We start from the raw sequence: 18,126 nt of genomic DNA on the forward strand, positions 1-18,126 counted from the left end.
CTGGTCACCGGCCGGGTGTGGAAGGGCACCGCCTTCGGCGGCGCCAAGGGCCGCACCGACGTGCCGAAGTTCGTCGACTGGTACATGGACGGCAAGATCGAGATCGACCCGATGATCACCCACAAACTGAAGCTGGACGAGATCAACCACGGCTTTGATCTCATGCACGAGGGCAAGTCGATCCGCGCGGTGGTGGAATACTGAACATGGAGGTGCTGGCGGAAAACCGGAGCTTCGACGGCAGGCAGACCGTCTACCGGCATGCCTCGGAGGCCTGCGGCTGCGACATGACCTTCGCGGTCTACCTGCCGCCGCAGGCGGAGCACGGGCCGGTGCCGGTGCTGTGGTACCTCTCGGGGCTGACCTGCACCCATGAGAACGCCATGACCAAGGGCGGCTTCCAGGAGCACGCGGCGCTGCACGGGCTGGCGCTGGTCTTTCCCGACACCAGCCCGCGCGGGCCGGAGGTGGCCGACGATGACGCCTACGACCTGGGGCAGGGGGCGGGGTTCTACGTCAACGCCAAGCGCGACCCGTGGAAGCCGCATTACCGGATGTACGACTACGTGACGCAGGAGCTGCGCGAGATCGTCGCCGGCATCGGCGGCATCGGCGCGCGGCACGGCATCACCGGCCATTCCATGGGCGGGCACGGGGCGCTGACGCTGGCGATGCGCAACCCGCATCTCTACGACAGCCTCTCGGCGTTTTCACCGATCTCGCATCCCACGCGCTCGGACTGGGGGCGCAAGCAGCTCTCGGCCTATCTCGGCGACGACGAGGGCTGCTGGGCGGCGCACGACTCGACGCTGCTGATGGAGGAGCGCGGCTGGAAGGAGGATATCCTGGTCGACCAGGGCGCCTCGGACCAGTTCCTTGAGCTCTTGCAGCCCGAGGCGCTGGCCGAGGCGATGACAAGACGGCGTCAGCCGGGGGTACTGCGGATGCAGCCCGGCTACGACCATTCGTATTTCTTCGTGAATTCGTTTGCCGGCGACCACGTCGCCTGGCACGCAGCCCGGCTTGCCTGAGTGCGGGCCCAGCAGAGGAGACAAGGCATGTATCAAGGAACGCTCGCAGCCGGACTTATTCTGGCCCTGTCGTCGGGGATGGCCCTCGCCGAGGGGGACGCGGCGAAGGGCGAGAAGGTGTTTCGCAAGTGCCAGGCCTGCCACATGGTGGGCGAGGGGGCGGAGAACCGCGTCGGCCCGGTGCTGACCGGCATCGTGGGACGCGAGATCGCCTCCGTGGAAGACTTCGACTATTCCGACGCGCTCAAGGAGCTTGCCGCCGCCGACGGGACATGGACGCCCGAGGAGCTCGCGGCCTTTCTCGAAAAGCCGCGCGATTTCGCCAAGGGCACCAAGATGTCCTTTCCGGGACTGCGCAAGGAAGACGAGCGCGCCGACGTGATCGCCTATCTCGCGAGTTTTGGCGGGGAGAGCTGATCATCGCACGCATTTAGATTTTCGGGTTCGGCGGGAGGAGAAGGAGCGCCGGATCCGGATGACCCGACACGGTCTTCACGTGATGCCGAAAGGCGGCCGGGACGGGGCCACGCGGCGGCAACGCCGTAAATCCAAGGGAGAAGGAAAGATGAAGAGACGGCTGCTTCTATCGTCTGGCGCGCTGCTTTGTGCCGCATCCATGGCGATGGCAAACGACGATCTGATGTCGCAGATGGACAACCCGAGCCAATGGGCGATCCAGACCGGCGACTATGCCAACCAGCGCTATTCCGAGCTGGACAAGATCAACAAGGAGAACGTCGGCGACCTGCAGGTCGCCTGGACCTTCTCGACCGGCGTGCTGCGCGGCCACGAGGGCTCGCCGCTCGTTGTCGGGGACACGATGTACGTGCACACCCCGTTCCCCAACATCGTCTATGCGCTCGACCTGAATGACCAGGGCCGGATCAAGTGGCGCTACGAGCCCAAGCAGGATCCGGACGTGATCCCGGTGATGTGCTGCGACACGGTGAACCGCGGCGTGGCCTATGCCGATGGCAAGATCTTCCTGCACCAGGCCGACACCAAGGTCGTGGCGCTCGACGCCGAGACCGGCGAGGTGAAATGGGAGGTGATGAACGGCGACGCCTCGAAGGGCGAGACCAACACCGCCACGGTGCTGCCGGTCAAGGACAAGATCATCGTCGGCATCTCGGGCGGCGAGTTCGGTGTGCGCGGCCATGTCACCGCCTACAACATGGAGACCGGCGAGCAGGAATGGCGCGCCTGGTCGATGGGCCCGGACGAAGAGATCCTGATGGATCCCGAGAACACCACTCACCTCGGAGAGCCGGTGGGTGCGGACTCGGGGACCAACACCTGGGAGGGCGACCAGTGGATGATCGGCGGCGGCACCACCTGGGGCTGGTATTCCTATGATCCCGAGGCCGACCTGATCTACTACGGCACCGGCAACCCCTCGACCTGGAACCCGGCGCAGCGCCCGGGCGACAACCGCTGGTCGATGACCATCATGGCGCGCGACCCCGACGACGGCATGGCCAAGTGGGTCTACCAGATGACGCCCCATGACGAATGGGACTATGACGGCGTCAACGAGATGATCCTCACCGACCAGGACTTCAACGGCGAGCCGCGCAAGCTGCTGACCCACTTCGACCGGAACGGCATCGGCTATACCATGGACCGGCTGACCGGCGAGCTGCTGGTGGCCGAGAAGTACGACCCGGCGGTGAACTGGACCACCGGCGTCGACATGGATCCGAACTCGGACACCTATGGCCGTCCGGCGGTGGTCGCCGAGTATTCCACCGAGCAGAACGGCGAGGACGTCAACTCGACCGGCATCTGCCCGGCGGCGCTTGGCTCCAAGGACCAGCAGCCGGCGTCCTATTCGCCCAAGACGCAACTCTTCTACGTGCCGACCAACCACGTCTGCATGGACTACGAGCCGTTCCGGGTGAGCTACACCGCCGGTCAGCCCTATGTCGGGGCGACGCTGGCGATGTACCCGGCGCCGGAAAGCCACGGCGGCATGGGCAACTTCATCGCCTGGGACAACATCAACGGCGAGATCAAGTGGTCGCTGCCCGAGCAGTTCTCGGTCTGGTCGGGCGCTCTGGCCACCGCGGGGGACATCGTCTTCTACGGCACGCTCGAGGGCTACCTGAAGGCGGTCGATTCCGAGACGGGCGACGAGCTCTATCGCTTCAAGACCCCCTCGGGGATCATCGGCAACGTGATGACCTACGAGCATGACGGCAAGCAGTACATCGGCATCCTGTCGGGTGTCGGAGGCTGGGCCGGCATCGGTCTCGCGGCCGGTCTGACCAACCCGAACGATGGTCTCGGTGCCGTGGGCGGTTATGCGGCCCTGTCCGACTACACCGCGCTCGGCGGTCAGCTGACGGTCTTTGCGCTCCCGGATTGATCCGCAGCGACCCGAGGCGCCGGCGGGAAACGCATCCCGCCGGCGCATTTCGCAAGAACATCTCACAGAGATCTCCAGGACGTATATGCCATGACCCGAAAGCTCACCCTCCTGACCGCCGCCGGCCTGCTCGCGGGCCTTCCGTTCGCGGGCGCGCTGAGCGCCGCCAACGTCTCCATGGAGGACCCGAATATCGCGGTGGATTACGAGGAAGGCGGTCGCTACTACACCGCGGACGGCGTTCCGACGTTCAACGTCGCCGAGGACGGCACCGTGGACTGGCCGACCTTCTCGGGCTTCCGCCGCTACCACGCCGAGTGCCACGTCTGCCACGGCCCGGACGGCGAGGGATCGACCTACGCGCCGGCGCTGAAGAACTCGGCGATCAACATGGATTACTACGATTTCGTCGACACCGTGGTGAACGGCCGCAAGAAGGTCGGCGCCTCCGAGAACTCGGTGATGCCCGCCTTCGGCACCAACCCCAATGTCATGTGCTATCTCGACGACATCTACACCTATCTCAAGGCGCATGGGTCCGGGGCCATCGGGCGCGGCCGCCCGGCGAAGAAGGAGGCCAAGAGTGAAACCTTCACAGAGATGGAAGATGCCTGCATGGGCTGAGCCCGCACGGGCCGGCCTGCGGGTCGCGGCGCTGGCGCTGCTTGTCGCCGGCGCGGCGGGCTCGGGGCAGGCGCAGACCTCCGACCTCGTCTCCAAGAGTGCCTTGCGGGTCTGCGCCGATCCCGCCGCCGATCCCATGTCGATGAAGGATGGCTCGGGTTACGAGAACCGGCTCGCCGAGCTCTTTGCCGAAAAGCTCGGGCGGCCGGTGAGCTACACGTGGTTTCCGATGGCCACGGGCTTTATCCGTCAGACGCTGAAGGCCGGCAGGTGCGACGTGGTGATGGGCTATGCGCAGGGCCACGAGCTGGTGCTGAACACCAACCACTACATGACCTCGGCCTACGTTCTGGTGGTGCCCGAGGATGGCCCCCTTGCCGGGGTCACCACGCTGTCGGACCCGGCGCTGCAGGGGCGCAAGCTGGGGGTGATCGCCGGCTCGCCGCCCGCCACCCACATGGCGCGGCACGGGCTGATCGGCAAGGCACGGCCCTATGCGCTGGTCGTTGACCGGCGGGTCGAAAGCCCCGCCAGCGACATGCTCGACGATCTCGCCGCGGGCGAGATCGATGCCGCGGTGCTCTGGGGGCCGATCGGCGGGCCGCTGGTCAAGCGCGACCATCCGGGTCTGAAGGTGACGCCGCTGATAAACGAGGCCGGGGCGCCGAAGCTCTTTTACCGGATCACCATGGGGGTGCGGCAGGGCGAGAAGGTCTGGCAGCGCCAGCTCAACTCGCTGATCCGCCGCAACCAGTCCGAGATCGACGCGCTTTTGACCGAGGCCGGGGTGCCGCTGCTCGACGACATGGGCGCGCGGGCCTTGGACGTGGGGCAGTGATGTCGGGGCCGGGACGCGTCTGGCTGGCGCTGGCGGCGCTGGTCCTTTGCGGTCCGGCGCTCGCGCAGGTGCCCGAGCCCGAGGGCTACCGGATGGAGGAGTACCGCGCGCCGGTGCCCGCCTCTCTGGACGGCGGCACGGTGGTCGATATCGCGCAGGCGCATCGGCTCTGGGAGACAGGCGCGGCGGTTTTCATCGACGTGCTGCCGCGCCCCCCGAAGCCGGACGCGCTGCCCGAGGGCACGGTCTGGCGCGACAAGCCGCGCGACAGCATTCCCGGGGCGATCTGGCTTCCCAACACCGGCTACGGCGCGCTCGGCGCGTCGGAGGAGGCCTATCTGCGCGCGGGGCTCGCGGCGGCCAGCGGCGGCGATCTTGCGCATCCGCTGGTGTTTTTCTGCCTCGCCGACTGCTGGATGAGTTGGAACGCGGCAAAGCGGGCGCTGAGCTATGGCTACGCGTCGGTTTCCTGGCTGCCCGTGGGGACAGACGGGTGGGCCGCGGCGGGATACCCGCTCGAGAGGGTCTCGCCGCGGCAGTGACCGGGGCGGTCAGTCACCGGTTGCGAGGATGAAGGCGCCGAAGGCGCGCGGGCCGTCGGCGGTGTCCAATTCGGCGACCACCTCGAGCGATCGCGCGTCGATCAGGCTGAGCGTGTTGTCGAACCAGTTGGCCACGGCGATACGCCCGTCCGAGGTGGCGGCGATGCCCTCGGGGTAGTCGCCCACCGCGAGTTCGGCGAGCGGTTCCAGCGTGTCGAGCGCGATCACGCTGACCGTCCCGGCATACTGGTTGCTGACAAAGGCCCGCCCGGCGGCGAAGGCGACGCCGTAGGGCCGGTCGCCGACGGCGAGGGTCGCCAGCCGCGCCCCCGAGGTGGGGTCGATCACCGTCACATCGTTGCTGCCGACATTGCCGACGAAAAGCCGCCCGTCGGGGGCGAAGCCAAGCCCGAAAGGCCGCGTGCCCACCGGCACCCTGCGGGCAAGCGTCATGGTTTCGGCATCATAGAGGCTCACCCGGTCGGCATCGCGCTCGGCGGCGGCGAGCAGCGCGCCGTCGGGCGACAGCGCCAGCCCGGCGGGGGCGGCACCGGCGGGCAGCTCGGTGATGACCTTCAGCGTTTCGGTCTCGAGCACCCAGAGCCGGGCGTTGTACCAGTCCGACACGTAAAGGCGCGACCGATCCGCGTCCAGCGCGGCGCCCATCGGGCCGCCGTCCAGCACCGCCTTGGCCAGCACCGTGCCCCCTGGCCCATGGCGGCGCACGGTCCTGGCGTCCGGGGCCACGGTGTAGACCGTGCCATCCGGGCCCACCGCCACCCCCGCGGGCTTGCCGGGAACGCTCCAGCGGGCGGTCTCGGCGCCGGTCTCGAGGTCGAGCACCGAGAGCGCATCGCCGTTCTGGCAGGTCACGAAGGCAAGGTCCGCCGCCGCGGAGCCCGCGGCGACGGTCAGCAGCGCGGCGAGCGCCAGCTCAGGAGCCCGGCGCACCGAACCGCTCGACCAGCGCATCGAGCCCGGCCTGGTAGACGCCGGTGACCGCGGCGATGGCGGCCTCGTCGTTCAGCTCGGGGGGCGGGTCGTTGTTGGGATAGCCGCGGTAGAAGGCGCCGCGCCATTCGACCGTGGAGCCGCCACCTTCGCGCGGGAGCACCGTCAGATGCGAGGAGTAGTTGGTCACCGGCAGCACCTCGACCGCGACATCGGTGATCCGGTAGCTGTAGGACATCTTCTCGGCGCTGTACTTGTAGAGCACCTCGTCGATCCTCGGCCCCGAGGCGCCCTGGTCCGACAGATAGAGCGCGCGCGTGGCGTCGATCTCGTTGCCGCCGGTGCCCTCCTGCGAGACCACGGCGGGGTGCCAGCTCATGTCCTGGAAATCGCCGATCGCTCCCCAGACCTCGGCGGGCTCGGCGGCGACATCGGCGGTCACCGTGACCTTCTGCCGGGTCGGCCCGTGCGCCATGGCCGCGGCGGGCATCAGCGCCAGCGCGGCCCCCGCGAGCAGCAGGTTGCGTCTTTTCATCTGGTCTCCTCCCTAAAAATCCCCGTGCGCAGGATGTAGTCCATGCCCCGGCGCCAGCTTTCATCCGTGTTCGAGCGGATATCGACGACCCGTCCCTTGACCGTCTGGCCGCTTTCCACGTCGCGCAGTTGCAGGTTCATCGACAGGATCAGGTTCGAGACTTTCTGAACCTCTCCGACGAGCGCGTAATCGGCCCCGAGCTTGGCGGCCATGCGGGTGTCGCAGCCGTAGCACTTGGCGGGGTTGACGATGCGGTCCAGCTCCTCGGCGACGGGGCCGAGGTCCAGCAGCTCGTAGCCTTCGTCGGCGAACCGCGCGCGCACCATCTCTTCGAGCAGGGTGATGCGGGCCAGCTCGGCCGGGTCCTGGCCAAGTTCGGCGGTCTGCAGCGAGCTGTCGAGGAAGGTGATGCCGAAGAAAGCCACCTTCTCGCCCGCGACGGCGGGGGAGCAGAGCATCAGCGCGAGCAGGAGGGGGCGGGTAAGCATCGCTGCCTTCTTAGAAATTAAGAGTCGCCGACAATCGTGCCGCCGTTACCCTGTGTCTCGCAACCGAACCGAAAGTATCGGTTCACCGCTTCGCCCCGGGAGGGGCAGAGTGGACATGGGGCCCGACGGATGAACGCGGGCATGGAGGAGAACGTGCCGAAGAGTTTTGTCCCGCTGCTGGCCGCGGCTGCGCTTGGCGTCGCCGCCTGCCTCACCGCCCCGGCGGCCCGGGCGGTGGAAGTCCGTGCGGGCGTGCTGCGGGTGGATTACCCGGCGCTGCTGCCGATCTCGCGCTACGACGCCCGGCCCGAGGATCTCGATTTTGCCGGGGCGGTGCTGGCGGACGAGGACAATGCGACCACCGGCGCCTTCCTTGGCCACACCTACGAGACCGAAAGCGCCGCCACCCCGCCCGAGGGGGCCTTGGCGGCGCTCGACGAGATGCTGGCGAAGGGCATCCGCTACGTGGTGGTGGATGCGCAGGCCGGCGACCTGCTGGCGCTCGCCGATCGCGCGGCGGAGATGGGGGCGCTGGTGCTCAATGCCTCGGCGCCCGACATGGCGCTGCGCGGCGCCGAGTGCCGGGCGAACCTTCTGCACATCGCGCCGTCCTTTGCGATGAAGGCCGACGCCATCGCGCAATTCGCCGTCTGGAAGAAATGGCCGCGCTGGCTGCTGGTGAGCGGCTCCAACCCCGAGGACCGGGCGCTGGCCGAGGCCTACCGCCGCGCCGCCACGAAGTTCGGCGCCAGGATCGTCGAAGAGCGCGAGTTCGAGGACACCGGCGGGGCGCGGCGCACCGACACCGGCCATGCGATGGTGCAGCGCCAGCTGCCGACCTTCCTGCAGCGCACCAAGGAGCATGACCTCGTCATCGCCGCCGACGCCACCGACTATTTCGCCGCCTACCTGCCCTATCACCTCTGGACACCGCGCCCGGTCATGGGCAGCGCCGGGCTGCGCCCCGTGACCATGCACGGCGCCCATGAGGCCTGGGGCGCGACGCAGTTTCAGACCCGCTTCGAGAAGCTCGCCCGCCGCCATGTGACCGAAGAGGATTACAACACCTGGCTGGCGCTGCGCGTGCTCGGCGAGGCGGTGACCCGCACCGGCAGCAACGATCCCGCCGAGCTGGAGAAGTATATCCTGTCGGACGCCTTCGAACTGGCTGCCTTCAAGGGGCAGAAGGTGACCTTCCGCGACTGGAACGGCCAGCTGCGCCAGCCGATCCTGCTCTATGACGACCGCATCACCGTCAGCGTCAGCCCGCAAGAGGGCTTCCTGCACCAGGTCTCGCCGCTCGACACGCTGGGGCTCGACCGTCCCGAGTCGAGCTGCACGGCCTTCCAATGAGGACTCCGATGAAATCTCTCATGCTCTCCACCGCGCTCTGCCTTGCCGCTTCGGGCGCTCTGGCCGGAAAGGCCTTTGTCTCGAACGAGCGCGGCAATACGATCACCGTGCTCGACACCGAAAGCTGGGAGGTGATCACCGAGTTCGAGGGCGGCAACCGGCCGCGCGGCATCACCCTCTCGCCCGACGGAAAGCTCTTGTATGTCTGCGCCTCGGATGACGACACGGTGCGGGTTTTCGATACCGAGACCTACGAGGAGCTTTACACGCTGCCCTCCGGGCCGGACCCGGAGCTCTTCGTGCTCGATCGCTCGGGCAGCCCGCTCTACATCGCCAATGAGGATGACAACCTCGTCACGGTGACCGACACGCAGACCCATTCCATCCTTGCCGAGGTGCCGGTGGGGGTCGAGCCCGAGGGGATGGCGATCTCGCCCGACCACAAGTGGGTGGTGAACACCTCGGAAACCACGAACATGGCGCATTTCATCTCGACCGAGGATTACAAGATCAAGCACAATATCCTCGTCGACCAGCGCCCGCGCTACGCCGAATACACCGCCGACGGCGCGCGGCTTTTCGTCAGCGCCGAGATCGGCGGCACGGTCAGCGTCATCGATATCGCCGAAGACGGCACGCCGACGCTGAAGCAGAAGATCGGCTTCGAGGTGCCCGGTGTGCTGCCCGAGTGGCTGCAACCTGTGGGGATCAGGGCGACCTCGGACGGCAGTCGCATCTTCGTGGCATTGGGGCCCGCCAACCGCGTGGCGGTGATTGACGGGACAAGCCTCGAGGTTGTGGACTATATCATGGTGGGGCAGCGGGTCTGGCAAATGGCCTTTACCCCCGGCGAGGAGTTCCTGGTGACCACCAACGGCAATTCCAACGACATCACGGTGATCGACGTGGCCGCGGAAAAGGCGATCAAGTCGGTCCAGGTGGGGCAACAGCCCTGGGGCGTGGCGATCACGCCGAACTGAACGGCAAGGGGAGACGAGGCTGATGAAGGGATTTCTGACCGCGCTGGTGCTGGGCTGTGCCGCCGCGCTTCCGGCCGCCGCGCAGGACCTGCCGGTGGTCCGCGCCGCGGTGCTGAAAATCGGCACGGTGAACTGGGAGCTGGAGACGATCACCGCGAACGGCTTCGACACCGCGCATGGCTTCAAGCTCGAGATGGTGCCCTATGCCGACAATGGCGCCACCCGCATCGCGGTCGAGGGCGGCGAGGCGGACATGGCGGTGGCCGACTGGATCTGGGTCGCCCGCCAGCGCGCCGAGGGCAAGGACTACGTGGTGATCCCCTATTCCCGCGCGGTGGGCGGGCTGCTCGTGCCGGGCGGCTCGGACGCCGAGACGCTGGCCGATCTCAGGGGCGGCAAGATCGGCATCGCCGGCGGGCCGCTCGACAAGTCGTGGCTGATCCTGCGCGCCTACGCGAGCCAGGAGTACGGCATGGACCTGAAGGCCGAGACCGAGCAGGTCTTCGGCGCGCCGCCGCTGATCTTCAAGTCCGGGCTTTCGGGGGACTACGCCGGGGCGATCAACTTCTGGCACTTCCTTGCCAAGATGAAGGCGGCGGGGATGCGCGAGCTGATCTCGGTGGAGCGTGCCGCAGAGGCGCTTGGGCTCGATCCCGACGTGCCGCTGCTGGGGTATTACTTCAAGCAAGGCTTCCTTGCCGACCACGAGGGACTGGCGCAGGCCTTCTACGAGGCGAGCCGCGACGCCAAGGCGCTGCTGGCCGAGGATGCCGCCGCCTGGGAGGCGCTGCGCCCGCAGATGAACGCCGCGAGCGACGCGCAGTTCGAGCAGCTTCGCGGCGACTGGCTGGCCGGGGTGCCGCAGCGCGGGCCGGTGGATGCCGCGGCGGCGGACAAGCTCTTGTCGCTGATGGCCGAGCTTGGCGGTGCCGAGCTGGTGGGGCAGGCGGACCACGTGCCGGACGGGCTCTTCGCGGAGGTGCAATGAGCCCGAACATCCGACCCGAGGACGGGCGCGTCGTGCCTCTGCACCCCAAGCTCGCTGACCCGGGTGCGGTGCGCGTCGAGATCCGCTCGAAGTGTTTCGGCGGGACCGAGGTGCTGTGTAATGTGCATTTCACCGTCTCGCGCGGCGAGACCGTGGCGCTGCTGGGACCGTCGGGCATCGGCAAGTCGACCCTGCTGCGCATCGTCGCCGGGCTCGACCCCGAGTTCGAGGGCGAGATCACCCGCCCCACGCATATGGCCATGGTCTTTCAGGAGCCGACGCTGATGCCCTGGCGCAGCGCCCTGCAGAACCTGACGCTGGTGCACCCCGAGCTGAGCGAGGGGGATGCCCGCGCGGCGCTCGACCGGGTCGGGCTGAAGGGGCGCCACGATGCCTACCCGCGCAGCCTTTCGCTCGGGCAGCAGCGTCGCCTCGCGCTGGCGCGGGCCTTTGCCGGGCGGCTCGACATGCTGGTGATGGACGAACCCTTCGTCTCGCTCGATCCCGAGCTTGCCGAAGCGATGCTGGCGCTCACAGAGGAGCTGATCACCGAGCTGCGCCCGGCGGTGCTCTTCGTCACCCACGCCCGCATCGAAGCCGAACGATTGGCCAGCCGCATCCTGCACCTGCAGGGTCAGCCCGCCACACTGACCCCGCATCTGGTCTGAAGGAGGAGATCCGACCATGAAACCCACCCTGATCGCCGCCGCGCTCGTCGCGCTGGCGCTGCCCGCGGCTGCGCATGAGTACGGCTTTGCCGGCATCCTGTCGCACGAGAACTCCGAGGAAATGCCCGAGATCACCCTTTCGGTCGGCAAACCGCTGGCCGAGGGGCCGATCACGCTGAAGTCGGGCATGGTCTACGAGCTGGAAATCATCGCCGACGGCTCGGGCGAGCTGGGCCTCGAAGGGCCGGGCTTCTTCCGCGCGATCTGGGTCAACGAGGTGGTGGTGAACGGGCTCGAGATCCGGCCCTACGGGCTCGAGAGCGTCGAGTTCGATCAGGCCGGCGAGATGGAGATCGAGTTTCTCGCCATCAAGCCGGGGCAATATCACCTGAAAATCCCCGGCTCCACCGGCGAGAGCCAGCGCGTCGAAATCACCATCCAGTAACCCTTTGGTTGAGTAAAGGGCGGGCGGTGCAATTTGCCTGCCCGCCGTGCCGATGCTAGGTTTTCCGCATCTTGCGGGAGGGCGTGGAATGACGGGCAGGCTTGGTCTTCTTGCGATCGCCCTCGCGATGCTCGCGGGCACCGCGCAGGCGGAGGATCCCACGCGCCGCGCCGAACGTCTGGAGCCCTTGGCGCTGCGTGCCGCCGAGGGGTTCTCGGTCACCCGCTACGAGATCGAGACCGGGGTCTACTATCGCTGGCGCATCGAGAGCGACGGGCTCGAGGAGTACAAGCTGCTCGCCCCGGAGCTGTTCCGCGAGAGCTGGATCGATCAGGTCGTGATCGAGGACAGGGAGGTGAAGCCCTACGGGCTGCACGCCGTGGAATTCGACGATGCGGGCGAGATCGACATCTGGTTCATTCCGCAGCGGCCCGGTGAGTACCCCTTCCACATAGAGGGGCTCGACACCCAGGGCTTCCGCGGCGTGATGGTGGTGAAATGAGGCGGGCGGCGGGGCTGGGGCTCGTGCTGCTGATGCTCGGCGGGAGCGGGGCCCTTGCCCAGCCCGCCGCGCCGGTCTGCAGCGCGCTCGAGACCCGCCTGTCGCAATCCCGCGCCGCGCTCGAGGGGCGCGTTCTGAACGAGGCGCTGTTCGAGGCGGCGGCGCTCGACTGTCCCGAGACCGCTCGCCGGCTCTTGCAGCAGGGCGCCTCGGTCGAGGCGCGCAACAGGGTCGGCGGAACCCCCCTCAACATCGCCGCGGCGCGCGGCGCGCGCGAGATCGCGGCGGAGCTGCTGGCGCGGGGGGCGGATATCGACCATGCCACCCTCGGCGGCGTCACCCCCCTGCTCGGCGCCGTGCAGGAGGGGCGGCGGCGCATGGTGGCGCAGCTCATCGAGGCCGGGGCGGAGGTGAACCTTGCCAGCCGCGAGGGGGTGACGCCGGTGATGGCGGCGGCCTTCGATGGCGATGCACGGATGCTTTCGATGCTGCTCGACGCCGGGGGCGATCCAAAGGCCGAGGACCGTCGCGGCAAGGGGGCGCTGACCTATGCGGCCGGCCGGGCCTTTGCCGGCATTGTCGCGGCGCTTCTGGAAGCGGGAGCCGAGGCCGACCGGGTGTGGGGCCACGATCTGACCGCGCTGATGTGGGCGGCGGGCCATGCCAATGACGCGCCTGCGCCGGACGGGGTCGAGACCGCGCGGGTTCTGCTGGCGGCGGGCGCGCGGATCGACCGGCAGGACGACCGGGGGCGCACCGCGCTGATGATCGCCGCCGAGCGCGGCCACGCGCAGATGGTGGCTTTCCTGCTGGACGCGGGGGCCGATCCCGAGCGGCGCGACGGGCAGGGCAAGCGCGCGGCCGACCTTGCCGCCGGGAGCGAGATCGCCGCCCTGCTCGGGCGCTGAGCCGGGCTAGCGGATCACGAGGCTGGCGAGGTAGCGCGACATCGCCTCGATCGTCGGCGCGTCGTATTGCTTCATGAGGTTGGCCATGTCGGGCGCATTCATCCGCACCTCGTTCTTGAAGTCGTGCATGGTCTTCGACAGGTAGCCCGCCTGCTGACCGGCCAGCCGGGGAATGCGGCTGTCGCCCTGCCACTTTCCGTGACAGGCGCTGCACTGGCCGGCGGTGAAGGCCGTGTTTGCGAGCGCCTCGTCGCCGTCCTGGGCCTGCGAGGGGATCGCGGGCCAGGTCTGCGCGGCAAAATGCTCGGCGAGCTGCTTGGCCTGGTCCTTGTCGTAGTCGGCGGCGATGCCGGTCATGATCTCGTTCTCGCGGCGCCCGGCGGCGTAATCGCGCAGCTGTGTGTAGATGTAGAAATACTGCTGGCCCCAGATCGCCGGGTAGTCCGGGTCGACCGGGACGCCGTCCTCGCCATGGCAGCCGGTGCAGATCGCCACCTCGTCGTCGAGCACGAAGCCGTCCTTGGCGCTGGCGGGGGGGGCGAGGGCCGTGGCGGCCAGGAGCACGAGCAGCCGCGCGGAGCGCAATGTCATGATGGGGTCTCCCTGAAGAATGGGGGCGGACCCGGAGCCCGCCCCGATGTCAGCACCTGCGCCTTGCCTCAGTCGGCAAGCGTGAAGGCGATGATGTTGTTGCCGCGCTTGTAGTTGAGCTGGGAGTTCCCGCCCGCGGCGACGACGATGTACTGCTGGCCCTCGACCGTGTAGCTCGATGGCGGGGCGTTGACGCCCGCCCCGGCCTGGAAGCGCCAGAGCTCGCCGCCATTGGAGCTGTCATACGCCTTGAAGAGCCCGTTGCCCTCGCCGGTGAAGACGAGCCCGCCGGCGGTGGCCAGCACCCCGCCGATCATCGGCTCTGCAGTGCGCACCTGCCAGGCGATGTCGCCGGTGTTGTAGTCCACCGCGGTGATATTGCCCCATTGCGCTTCGTCGGGGATCACGTCGAAAGAGCCGCCGAGCCAGATCTTGCCCTCGGGGTAGGGGGTCGAGCGCACCGTGTAGGTCATCGGCTGGTGCAGGTTGATCGCGTAGGTCAGATGCAGGTCGGGATCGATTGCCATGGGCGACCACTCGACGCCGCCATTGGCGCCGGGTAGCATCCGCGCCCCCTCGGCGGTGGGCAGGGTCCACATGTCTTCTTGCGGGACCATCGCCTCGGAGAAGCGGATCAGCGAACAATCGTCGGCCTTGTGCACGTAGACATGGCCGGTCTTGCCGCCGTGCAGGATGCCCTTCACCTCGTTGCCCGCGTCATCCCTCACCGTGGTGATGATCGGCGGCGAGACCGCGTCGAGGTCCCAGACGTCATGCGCGATGTATTGGAAGTGGCAGATGTACTCGCCGGTATCGAGATCCACCGACACGAGACTGTCGGTATAGAGGTTGTCGCCCGGGCGCAGGCTGCCGTCGAGGTCGGGCGAGGGGTTGCCCACCACGAAGTAGATGCGCCGTTCGGCGAGATCGACCGCAGGGTTCTGCCAGACGCCGCCGCCCAGCGTCTCGTAGGGATCGCCCATGCTTTCGAGCGCGGCTTTCTCGGCCTCGATGTCGCGGTGCATGTCGCGGCCGGTGGCGTCATGCGTCGCCCAGACCCCGACCGAATCTTCGGGCACGGTGTTGAAGGTCCAGATCAGCTCTCCGGTTTCGGTGTCGAAGGCCTTCACGAAGCCGCGGATGCCGTATTCGCCGCCGTTCGTGCCGATCAGCACCATGTTCTCGACCACAGAGGGCGCCATGGTCTCGGAATAGCCGAGCTCGGCGTCGGCGATCTGCGTCTCCCAGAGCTGCTTGCCGGTCTTGGCGTCGAGCGCGACCAGCTTGGCATCCAGCGTGCCCATGAAGACCTTGTCGCCGGCGACCGCCACGCCGCGGTTGTTGGGCCCGCAACAATAGGTGGTGACCGGGCCCATCGAGTGCTTGTGGTGCCAGATCTGCGCCCCGGTCCGCGCGTCAAGCGCGTAGACCTCGTTGAAGGCGGTGGTGATGTACATCACCCCGTTCACCACGATCGGCGAGGTTTCCATCGAATCGACGATGTCGGTCTGGAAAATCCACGCCGGGCGCAGGCTCCGGACATTGCCGGTATTGATCTGGCTTGCGGGGTAGTAGCGCGTCTGCGCGTAGTTGCCGTTGGTGTGCAGAAAGTTGTTGCCGTCGCCCGCGGCCCTCGAAAGCATGCTTTGCGTCACCGACTGCAAGTCGCCGTAAAGCGTGCTCGCCGAGGTTTCGTCTTGAGCATGTGCGGAGCCAGAGGCAATCAGCGCCGCCAGGCAACTGGCGGCGAGTGTCGACCAATCACGCATAACCATATCCTCCCAAGGTTTGCGTTGTAGATCTTTGTTAGCTTACGTAGGGTAAACCAAATGTGTTTAGAAAAATAGCACAGTCTCATGCGGCCGAGTTCGATCCCCAGTTTGCTCATTCGGGCCGCGTTCCTCGCCGCGGTGGCGGGGCCGGTCTGCGCCCAGTCGGGAAGGGAACCGGGTATGGGAACGGGCAGGGCGACCGGAATGGCGATTGTCTCGGATGAGCGCGGCGACACGCTGAGCATTCTCTCGCCCGACCTGAAACTGGTGCGCACCATCGAGACCTGTGCCCGCCCGCGCGGCGTGCATTTCAGCGCCGATCATGCGTCGTTCTACGTAGGCTGCGCCGATGACGACACGATCGCCATCTACGACACCGCCTCGCTCGAGCTCACCGGGCGCATCCGCGGCGTCCCCGCCCCCGAGACCTTCGATCTGCACCCCGACGGGCGGCGGCTGATCGTGTCGAACGAGGAGGACGCCACGGCCTCGGTCATCGACATCGAGACCGGCGAGCTTTTGGCGGAATATCTCACCGGCGAGGAGCCCGAGGGGGTGCAGGTCACCCCCGACGGGCGGCTGGTCTTCGTCGCCTCAGAGGCCGCCAATCTCGTGCATGTGATCGATCTGGAGGCGGAGGCGGTGATCGCCGACATCCTCGTCGACACGCGGCCCCGCCGCTTCGCGCTGACCCCCGATGGCAAGGAGCTTTGGGTCTCGGCGGAGCTCGCCGGCATCGTCGACATCATCGACGTCGAGACGCTGAAGCTGGTCGGCGACGTTCCCTTCCTGCCCACGGGGTTCCGCGCCGAGCAGGTGACGCCGGTGGATCTCGAGATCTCCGCCGACGGGCAGCGCGCTTACGTGGCGCTCGGGCGGGCCAATCACGTGGCGGTGGTGGACGTGCCGAAGCGCAAGGTGATCGACTACATCCTGGTTGGCAGCCGTGCCTGGGGGCTGGCGCTGACCGCGGACCAGTCGCGGCTCTACGTGGCCAATGGCCTGTCGGACGATGTCACGGTGATCGACACCCGCAGCCTCAGGGCGCTGACCTCGATCCCGGTCGGCCGCGTGCCCTATGACATTCTCATCGATGATCGCTAGGGCGCTGCTGCTGCTGCTGCTTCTGCTCTCGGGCCCGCTGGCGGCACAGGAGGCGGTGCGGCTTGTCTACCTCGGCCTCGCGGCGGATCCCTATTACGCGCCGCAGCCGCTCTACACCGGCCTGTCGCTGCGCGACCACCACCGCCCGCTGGAGGGGCTGCACCTGGGGTTGCGCGACACCCGCGTGCTGGGGCGGGCGCTGGGACTCGGCTTCGAGCTCGCGGAGGTGACCGCCGCGGCCGAGGACCTGCCGCAGGCGCTGGCGGCAATCGAGGAGAGCCGGCCCGTGGCGATTCTCATGGATCTGCCGCCCGAGGACATGGCGGCGGCGCTCCGCGCGGCCGCGCCGGAGACGCTCTTCGTGAACATCCGCGACCGCGGCGACCGCTGGCGCCGCGAGGGCTGCGCGGCCAACCTGCTGCACACGATGCCCTCGGACTCGATGCTGAGCGACGCGCTGGCGCAATACCTGAGGGCGCGCAACTGGACCGAGGTGCTCTTGGTGCACGGCACGACGCCGGCCGACGAGGACCAGCTGCGCGCGGCACGGGGCTCGGCGGCCAAGTTCGGGCTGCGGATCGTGGCCGAACGCGCCTTCGAACTGAGCAACGATCCGCGCCAGCGCGCGCGCAGCAATATCGCCCTGCTGACCGGGGATGCGCGCTACGACGTGGTCTGGCTGGTGGATGATCTGGGCGACTTCGGCCGCGTCCTGCCCTATGCCACCTACGCGCCGCGCCCGGTCGTCGGCTCCGAGGGGCTGGTGCCGCGCGCCTGGCACTGGACCTTCGAGCGCTACGGCGCCCCGCAGCTCAACCAGCGCTTCCGCCGTCTCGCGGGGCGCGACATGTCCTCGGAGGACTGGGCGGCCTGGGCCGCGGTGAAAGCGCTCGCCGAGGCGGCGGTGCAGGCCGGCTCCGCCGGGCGGGAGGAGCTGCGCGCGGCGCTGCGAGCGCCGGATCTGTCGGTGGATCTCTACAAGGGGGTGCGCGGCAACTTCCGGCCCTGGAACGGGCAGATGCGGCAGCCGCTGCTTCTGGCCACCTCGAATGCGGTCATCGCGGTGGCCCCGGTCGAGGGGTTCGCCCATGAGACCGACACGCTCGACACGCTCGGCCAGGACCGTACTGAAAGCGCCTGCGCGCGCTGAAAGACTCGATCGGAGGCAGCGATGGGTCGATGCCTCGGGCGCAAAGGAAGGCGAGTCTGCCGCACACTCCCCTCATCGTTGTTACCGATGACGATCGGACCACAAGATATGGTTGAGGACATCGGTCTCGACCCAGGCGAAGGCAGCGAAAGCGGCCCTCCATACCGAAAATAGTCCAGTAACATTTTGATATTGCTAGTTTTTGGAAGAAACTCGCAAAAACTTCCGTCTCTTCGGAAAAATCCGCTTGCAGGCCCCGGGGGGTATCCGTAAAAGGCCCCTCACCGG

At 67.8% G+C, this 18,126-nt stretch carries 20 protein-coding genes and 1 pseudogene; 16 read left to right on the forward strand and 5 right to left on the reverse strand.

Annotated features, from left to right (window positions below; genetic code table 11):
- The 7 genes and pseudogenes from G0Q01_RS18810 to G0Q01_RS18840 form a co-directional block, all read left to right on the forward strand.
- Nucleotides 1–204, forward strand: a pseudogene (locus G0Q01_RS18810) (S-(hydroxymethyl)glutathione dehydrogenase); the annotation flags it as partial.
- A gap of 2 nt (nt 205–206) precedes the next feature.
- Nucleotides 207–1,031 carry an S-formylglutathione hydrolase gene (gene fghA / locus G0Q01_RS18815; protein ID WP_164197199.1) on the forward strand — a complete coding sequence of 275 codons (825 nt, stop codon included), beginning with the start codon at nt 207–209 and terminating at the stop codon, nt 1,029–1,031.
- Nucleotides 1,032–1,058: 27 nt separating this feature from the next.
- Complete coding sequence (locus G0Q01_RS18820) at nt 1,059–1,448, forward strand: cytochrome c family protein (RefSeq protein ID WP_164197200.1); 390 nt, start codon at nt 1,059–1,061, stop codon at nt 1,446–1,448.
- Nucleotides 1,449–1,596: 148 nt separating this feature from the next.
- A complete protein-coding gene (locus tag G0Q01_RS18825; protein WP_164197201.1) occupies nt 1,597–3,399 on the forward strand; it encodes a methanol/ethanol family PQQ-dependent dehydrogenase in 1,803 nt (600 codons plus the stop codon).
- Between the two features lie 90 nt (nt 3,400–3,489).
- Nucleotides 3,490–4,023, forward strand: a complete 534-nt coding sequence (locus G0Q01_RS18830) for a c-type cytochrome, methanol metabolism-related (protein WP_164213734.1) — start codon at nt 3,490–3,492, stop codon at nt 4,021–4,023.
- The gene (locus G0Q01_RS18835) at nt 4,007–4,861 is read left to right on the forward strand and encodes a substrate-binding domain-containing protein (protein WP_164197203.1); all 855 of its coding nucleotides are present in this window, start codon (nt 4,007–4,009) and stop codon (nt 4,859–4,861) included. The genes G0Q01_RS18830 and G0Q01_RS18835 overlap by 17 nt, the downstream gene beginning before the upstream one ends.
- Nucleotides 4,861–5,403: a PQQ-dependent catabolism-associated CXXCW motif protein gene (locus G0Q01_RS18840; RefSeq protein WP_164197204.1), complete on the forward strand. Its 543-nt coding sequence runs from the start codon at nt 4,861–4,863 to the stop codon at nt 5,401–5,403. Before G0Q01_RS18835 ends, G0Q01_RS18840 begins: the two co-directional genes overlap by 1 nt.
- 9 nt (nt 5,404–5,412) lie before the next feature.
- Here G0Q01_RS18840 and G0Q01_RS18845 read toward each other — a convergent pair whose 3' ends face one another.
- From G0Q01_RS18845 to G0Q01_RS18855, 3 genes are read right to left on the reverse strand one after another with little or no spacing between them, the layout of a single operon-like run.
- The gene (locus G0Q01_RS18845; protein ID WP_164197205.1) at nt 5,413–6,375 is read right to left on the reverse strand and encodes a YncE family protein; all 963 of its coding nucleotides are present in this window, start codon (nt 6,373–6,375) and stop codon (nt 5,413–5,415) included.
- A complete protein-coding gene (locus G0Q01_RS18850) occupies nt 6,338–6,889 on the reverse strand; it encodes an SRPBCC family protein (RefSeq protein ID WP_164197206.1) in 552 nt (183 codons plus the stop codon). The genes G0Q01_RS18845 and G0Q01_RS18850 overlap by 38 nt, the downstream gene beginning before the upstream one ends.
- Nucleotides 6,886–7,377, reverse strand: a complete 492-nt coding sequence (locus G0Q01_RS18855; RefSeq protein WP_164197207.1) for a DUF3280 domain-containing protein — start codon at nt 7,375–7,377, stop codon at nt 6,886–6,888. Before G0Q01_RS18855 ends, G0Q01_RS18850 begins: the two co-directional genes overlap by 4 nt.
- Nucleotides 7,378–7,518: 141 nt before the next feature.
- On the opposite strand from G0Q01_RS18855, the gene G0Q01_RS18860 reads away from it, so the two are divergent.
- From G0Q01_RS18860 to G0Q01_RS18890, 7 genes are all read left to right on the forward strand, one after another.
- Nucleotides 7,519–8,730, forward strand: coding sequence for an ABC transporter substrate-binding protein (locus tag G0Q01_RS18860; protein WP_164197218.1), 1,212 nt, complete (start codon nt 7,519–7,521; stop codon nt 8,728–8,730).
- Between the two features lie 8 nt (nt 8,731–8,738).
- Complete coding sequence (locus tag G0Q01_RS18865; protein WP_164197208.1) at nt 8,739–9,710, forward strand: YVTN family beta-propeller repeat protein; 972 nt, start codon at nt 8,739–8,741, stop codon at nt 9,708–9,710.
- Nucleotides 9,711–9,732: 22 nt separating this feature from the next.
- Nucleotides 9,733–10,698 (forward strand): ABC transporter substrate-binding protein, encoded by a 966-nt coding sequence (locus tag G0Q01_RS18870; RefSeq protein WP_164197209.1) that lies wholly within the window; start codon nt 9,733–9,735, stop codon nt 10,696–10,698.
- The gene (locus G0Q01_RS18875; RefSeq protein ID WP_164197210.1) at nt 10,695–11,366 is read left to right on the forward strand and encodes an ABC transporter ATP-binding protein; all 672 of its coding nucleotides are present in this window, start codon (nt 10,695–10,697) and stop codon (nt 11,364–11,366) included. Before G0Q01_RS18870 ends, G0Q01_RS18875 begins: the two co-directional genes overlap by 4 nt.
- Nucleotides 11,367–11,382: 16 nt before the next feature.
- Nucleotides 11,383–11,811 carry a hypothetical protein gene (locus tag G0Q01_RS18880; RefSeq protein WP_164197211.1) on the forward strand — a complete coding sequence of 143 codons (429 nt, stop codon included), beginning with the start codon at nt 11,383–11,385 and terminating at the stop codon, nt 11,809–11,811.
- Nucleotides 11,812–11,899: 88 nt separating this feature from the next.
- Entirely contained in the window at nt 11,900–12,313 is a 414-nt protein-coding gene (locus G0Q01_RS18885) for a hypothetical protein (protein ID WP_164197212.1), read from the forward strand.
- On the forward strand, nt 12,310–13,221 hold the full coding sequence (locus G0Q01_RS18890) for an ankyrin repeat domain-containing protein (RefSeq protein WP_164197213.1): 912 nt from the start codon (nt 12,310–12,312) through the stop codon (nt 13,219–13,221). The genes G0Q01_RS18885 and G0Q01_RS18890 overlap by 4 nt, the downstream gene beginning before the upstream one ends.
- 6 nt (nt 13,222–13,227) lie before the next feature.
- On the opposite strand, the gene G0Q01_RS18895 is transcribed toward G0Q01_RS18890, so the two are convergent.
- Together G0Q01_RS18895 and G0Q01_RS18900 are read right to left on the reverse strand one after the other, a co-directional pair.
- The gene (locus tag G0Q01_RS18895; protein WP_164197214.1) at nt 13,228–13,812 is read right to left on the reverse strand and encodes a cytochrome c4; all 585 of its coding nucleotides are present in this window, start codon (nt 13,810–13,812) and stop codon (nt 13,228–13,230) included.
- A gap of 68 nt (nt 13,813–13,880) precedes the next feature.
- On the reverse strand, nt 13,881–15,581 hold the full coding sequence (locus G0Q01_RS18900) for a PQQ-binding-like beta-propeller repeat protein (protein WP_203595089.1): 1,701 nt from the start codon (nt 15,579–15,581) through the stop codon (nt 13,881–13,883).
- A 207-nt stretch (nt 15,582–15,788) separates the two neighbouring features.
- On the opposite strand from G0Q01_RS18900, the gene G0Q01_RS18905 reads away from it, so the two are divergent.
- Both G0Q01_RS18905 and G0Q01_RS18910 read left to right on the forward strand, forming a co-directional pair.
- Entirely contained in the window at nt 15,789–16,688 is a 900-nt protein-coding gene (locus G0Q01_RS18905; RefSeq protein WP_203595090.1) for a PQQ-dependent catabolism-associated beta-propeller protein, read from the forward strand.
- Complete coding sequence (locus G0Q01_RS18910; RefSeq protein WP_164197217.1) at nt 16,678–17,838, forward strand: ABC transporter substrate-binding protein; 1,161 nt, start codon at nt 16,678–16,680, stop codon at nt 17,836–17,838. The genes G0Q01_RS18905 and G0Q01_RS18910 overlap by 11 nt, the downstream gene beginning before the upstream one ends.
- Nucleotides 17,839–18,126 lie beyond the last annotated feature (288 nt).

It is taken from the genome of Salipiger sp. PrR007, from assembly GCF_010499845.1.
Lineage (GTDB): Bacteria > Pseudomonadota > Alphaproteobacteria > Rhodobacterales > Rhodobacteraceae > Salipiger > Salipiger pacificus_A.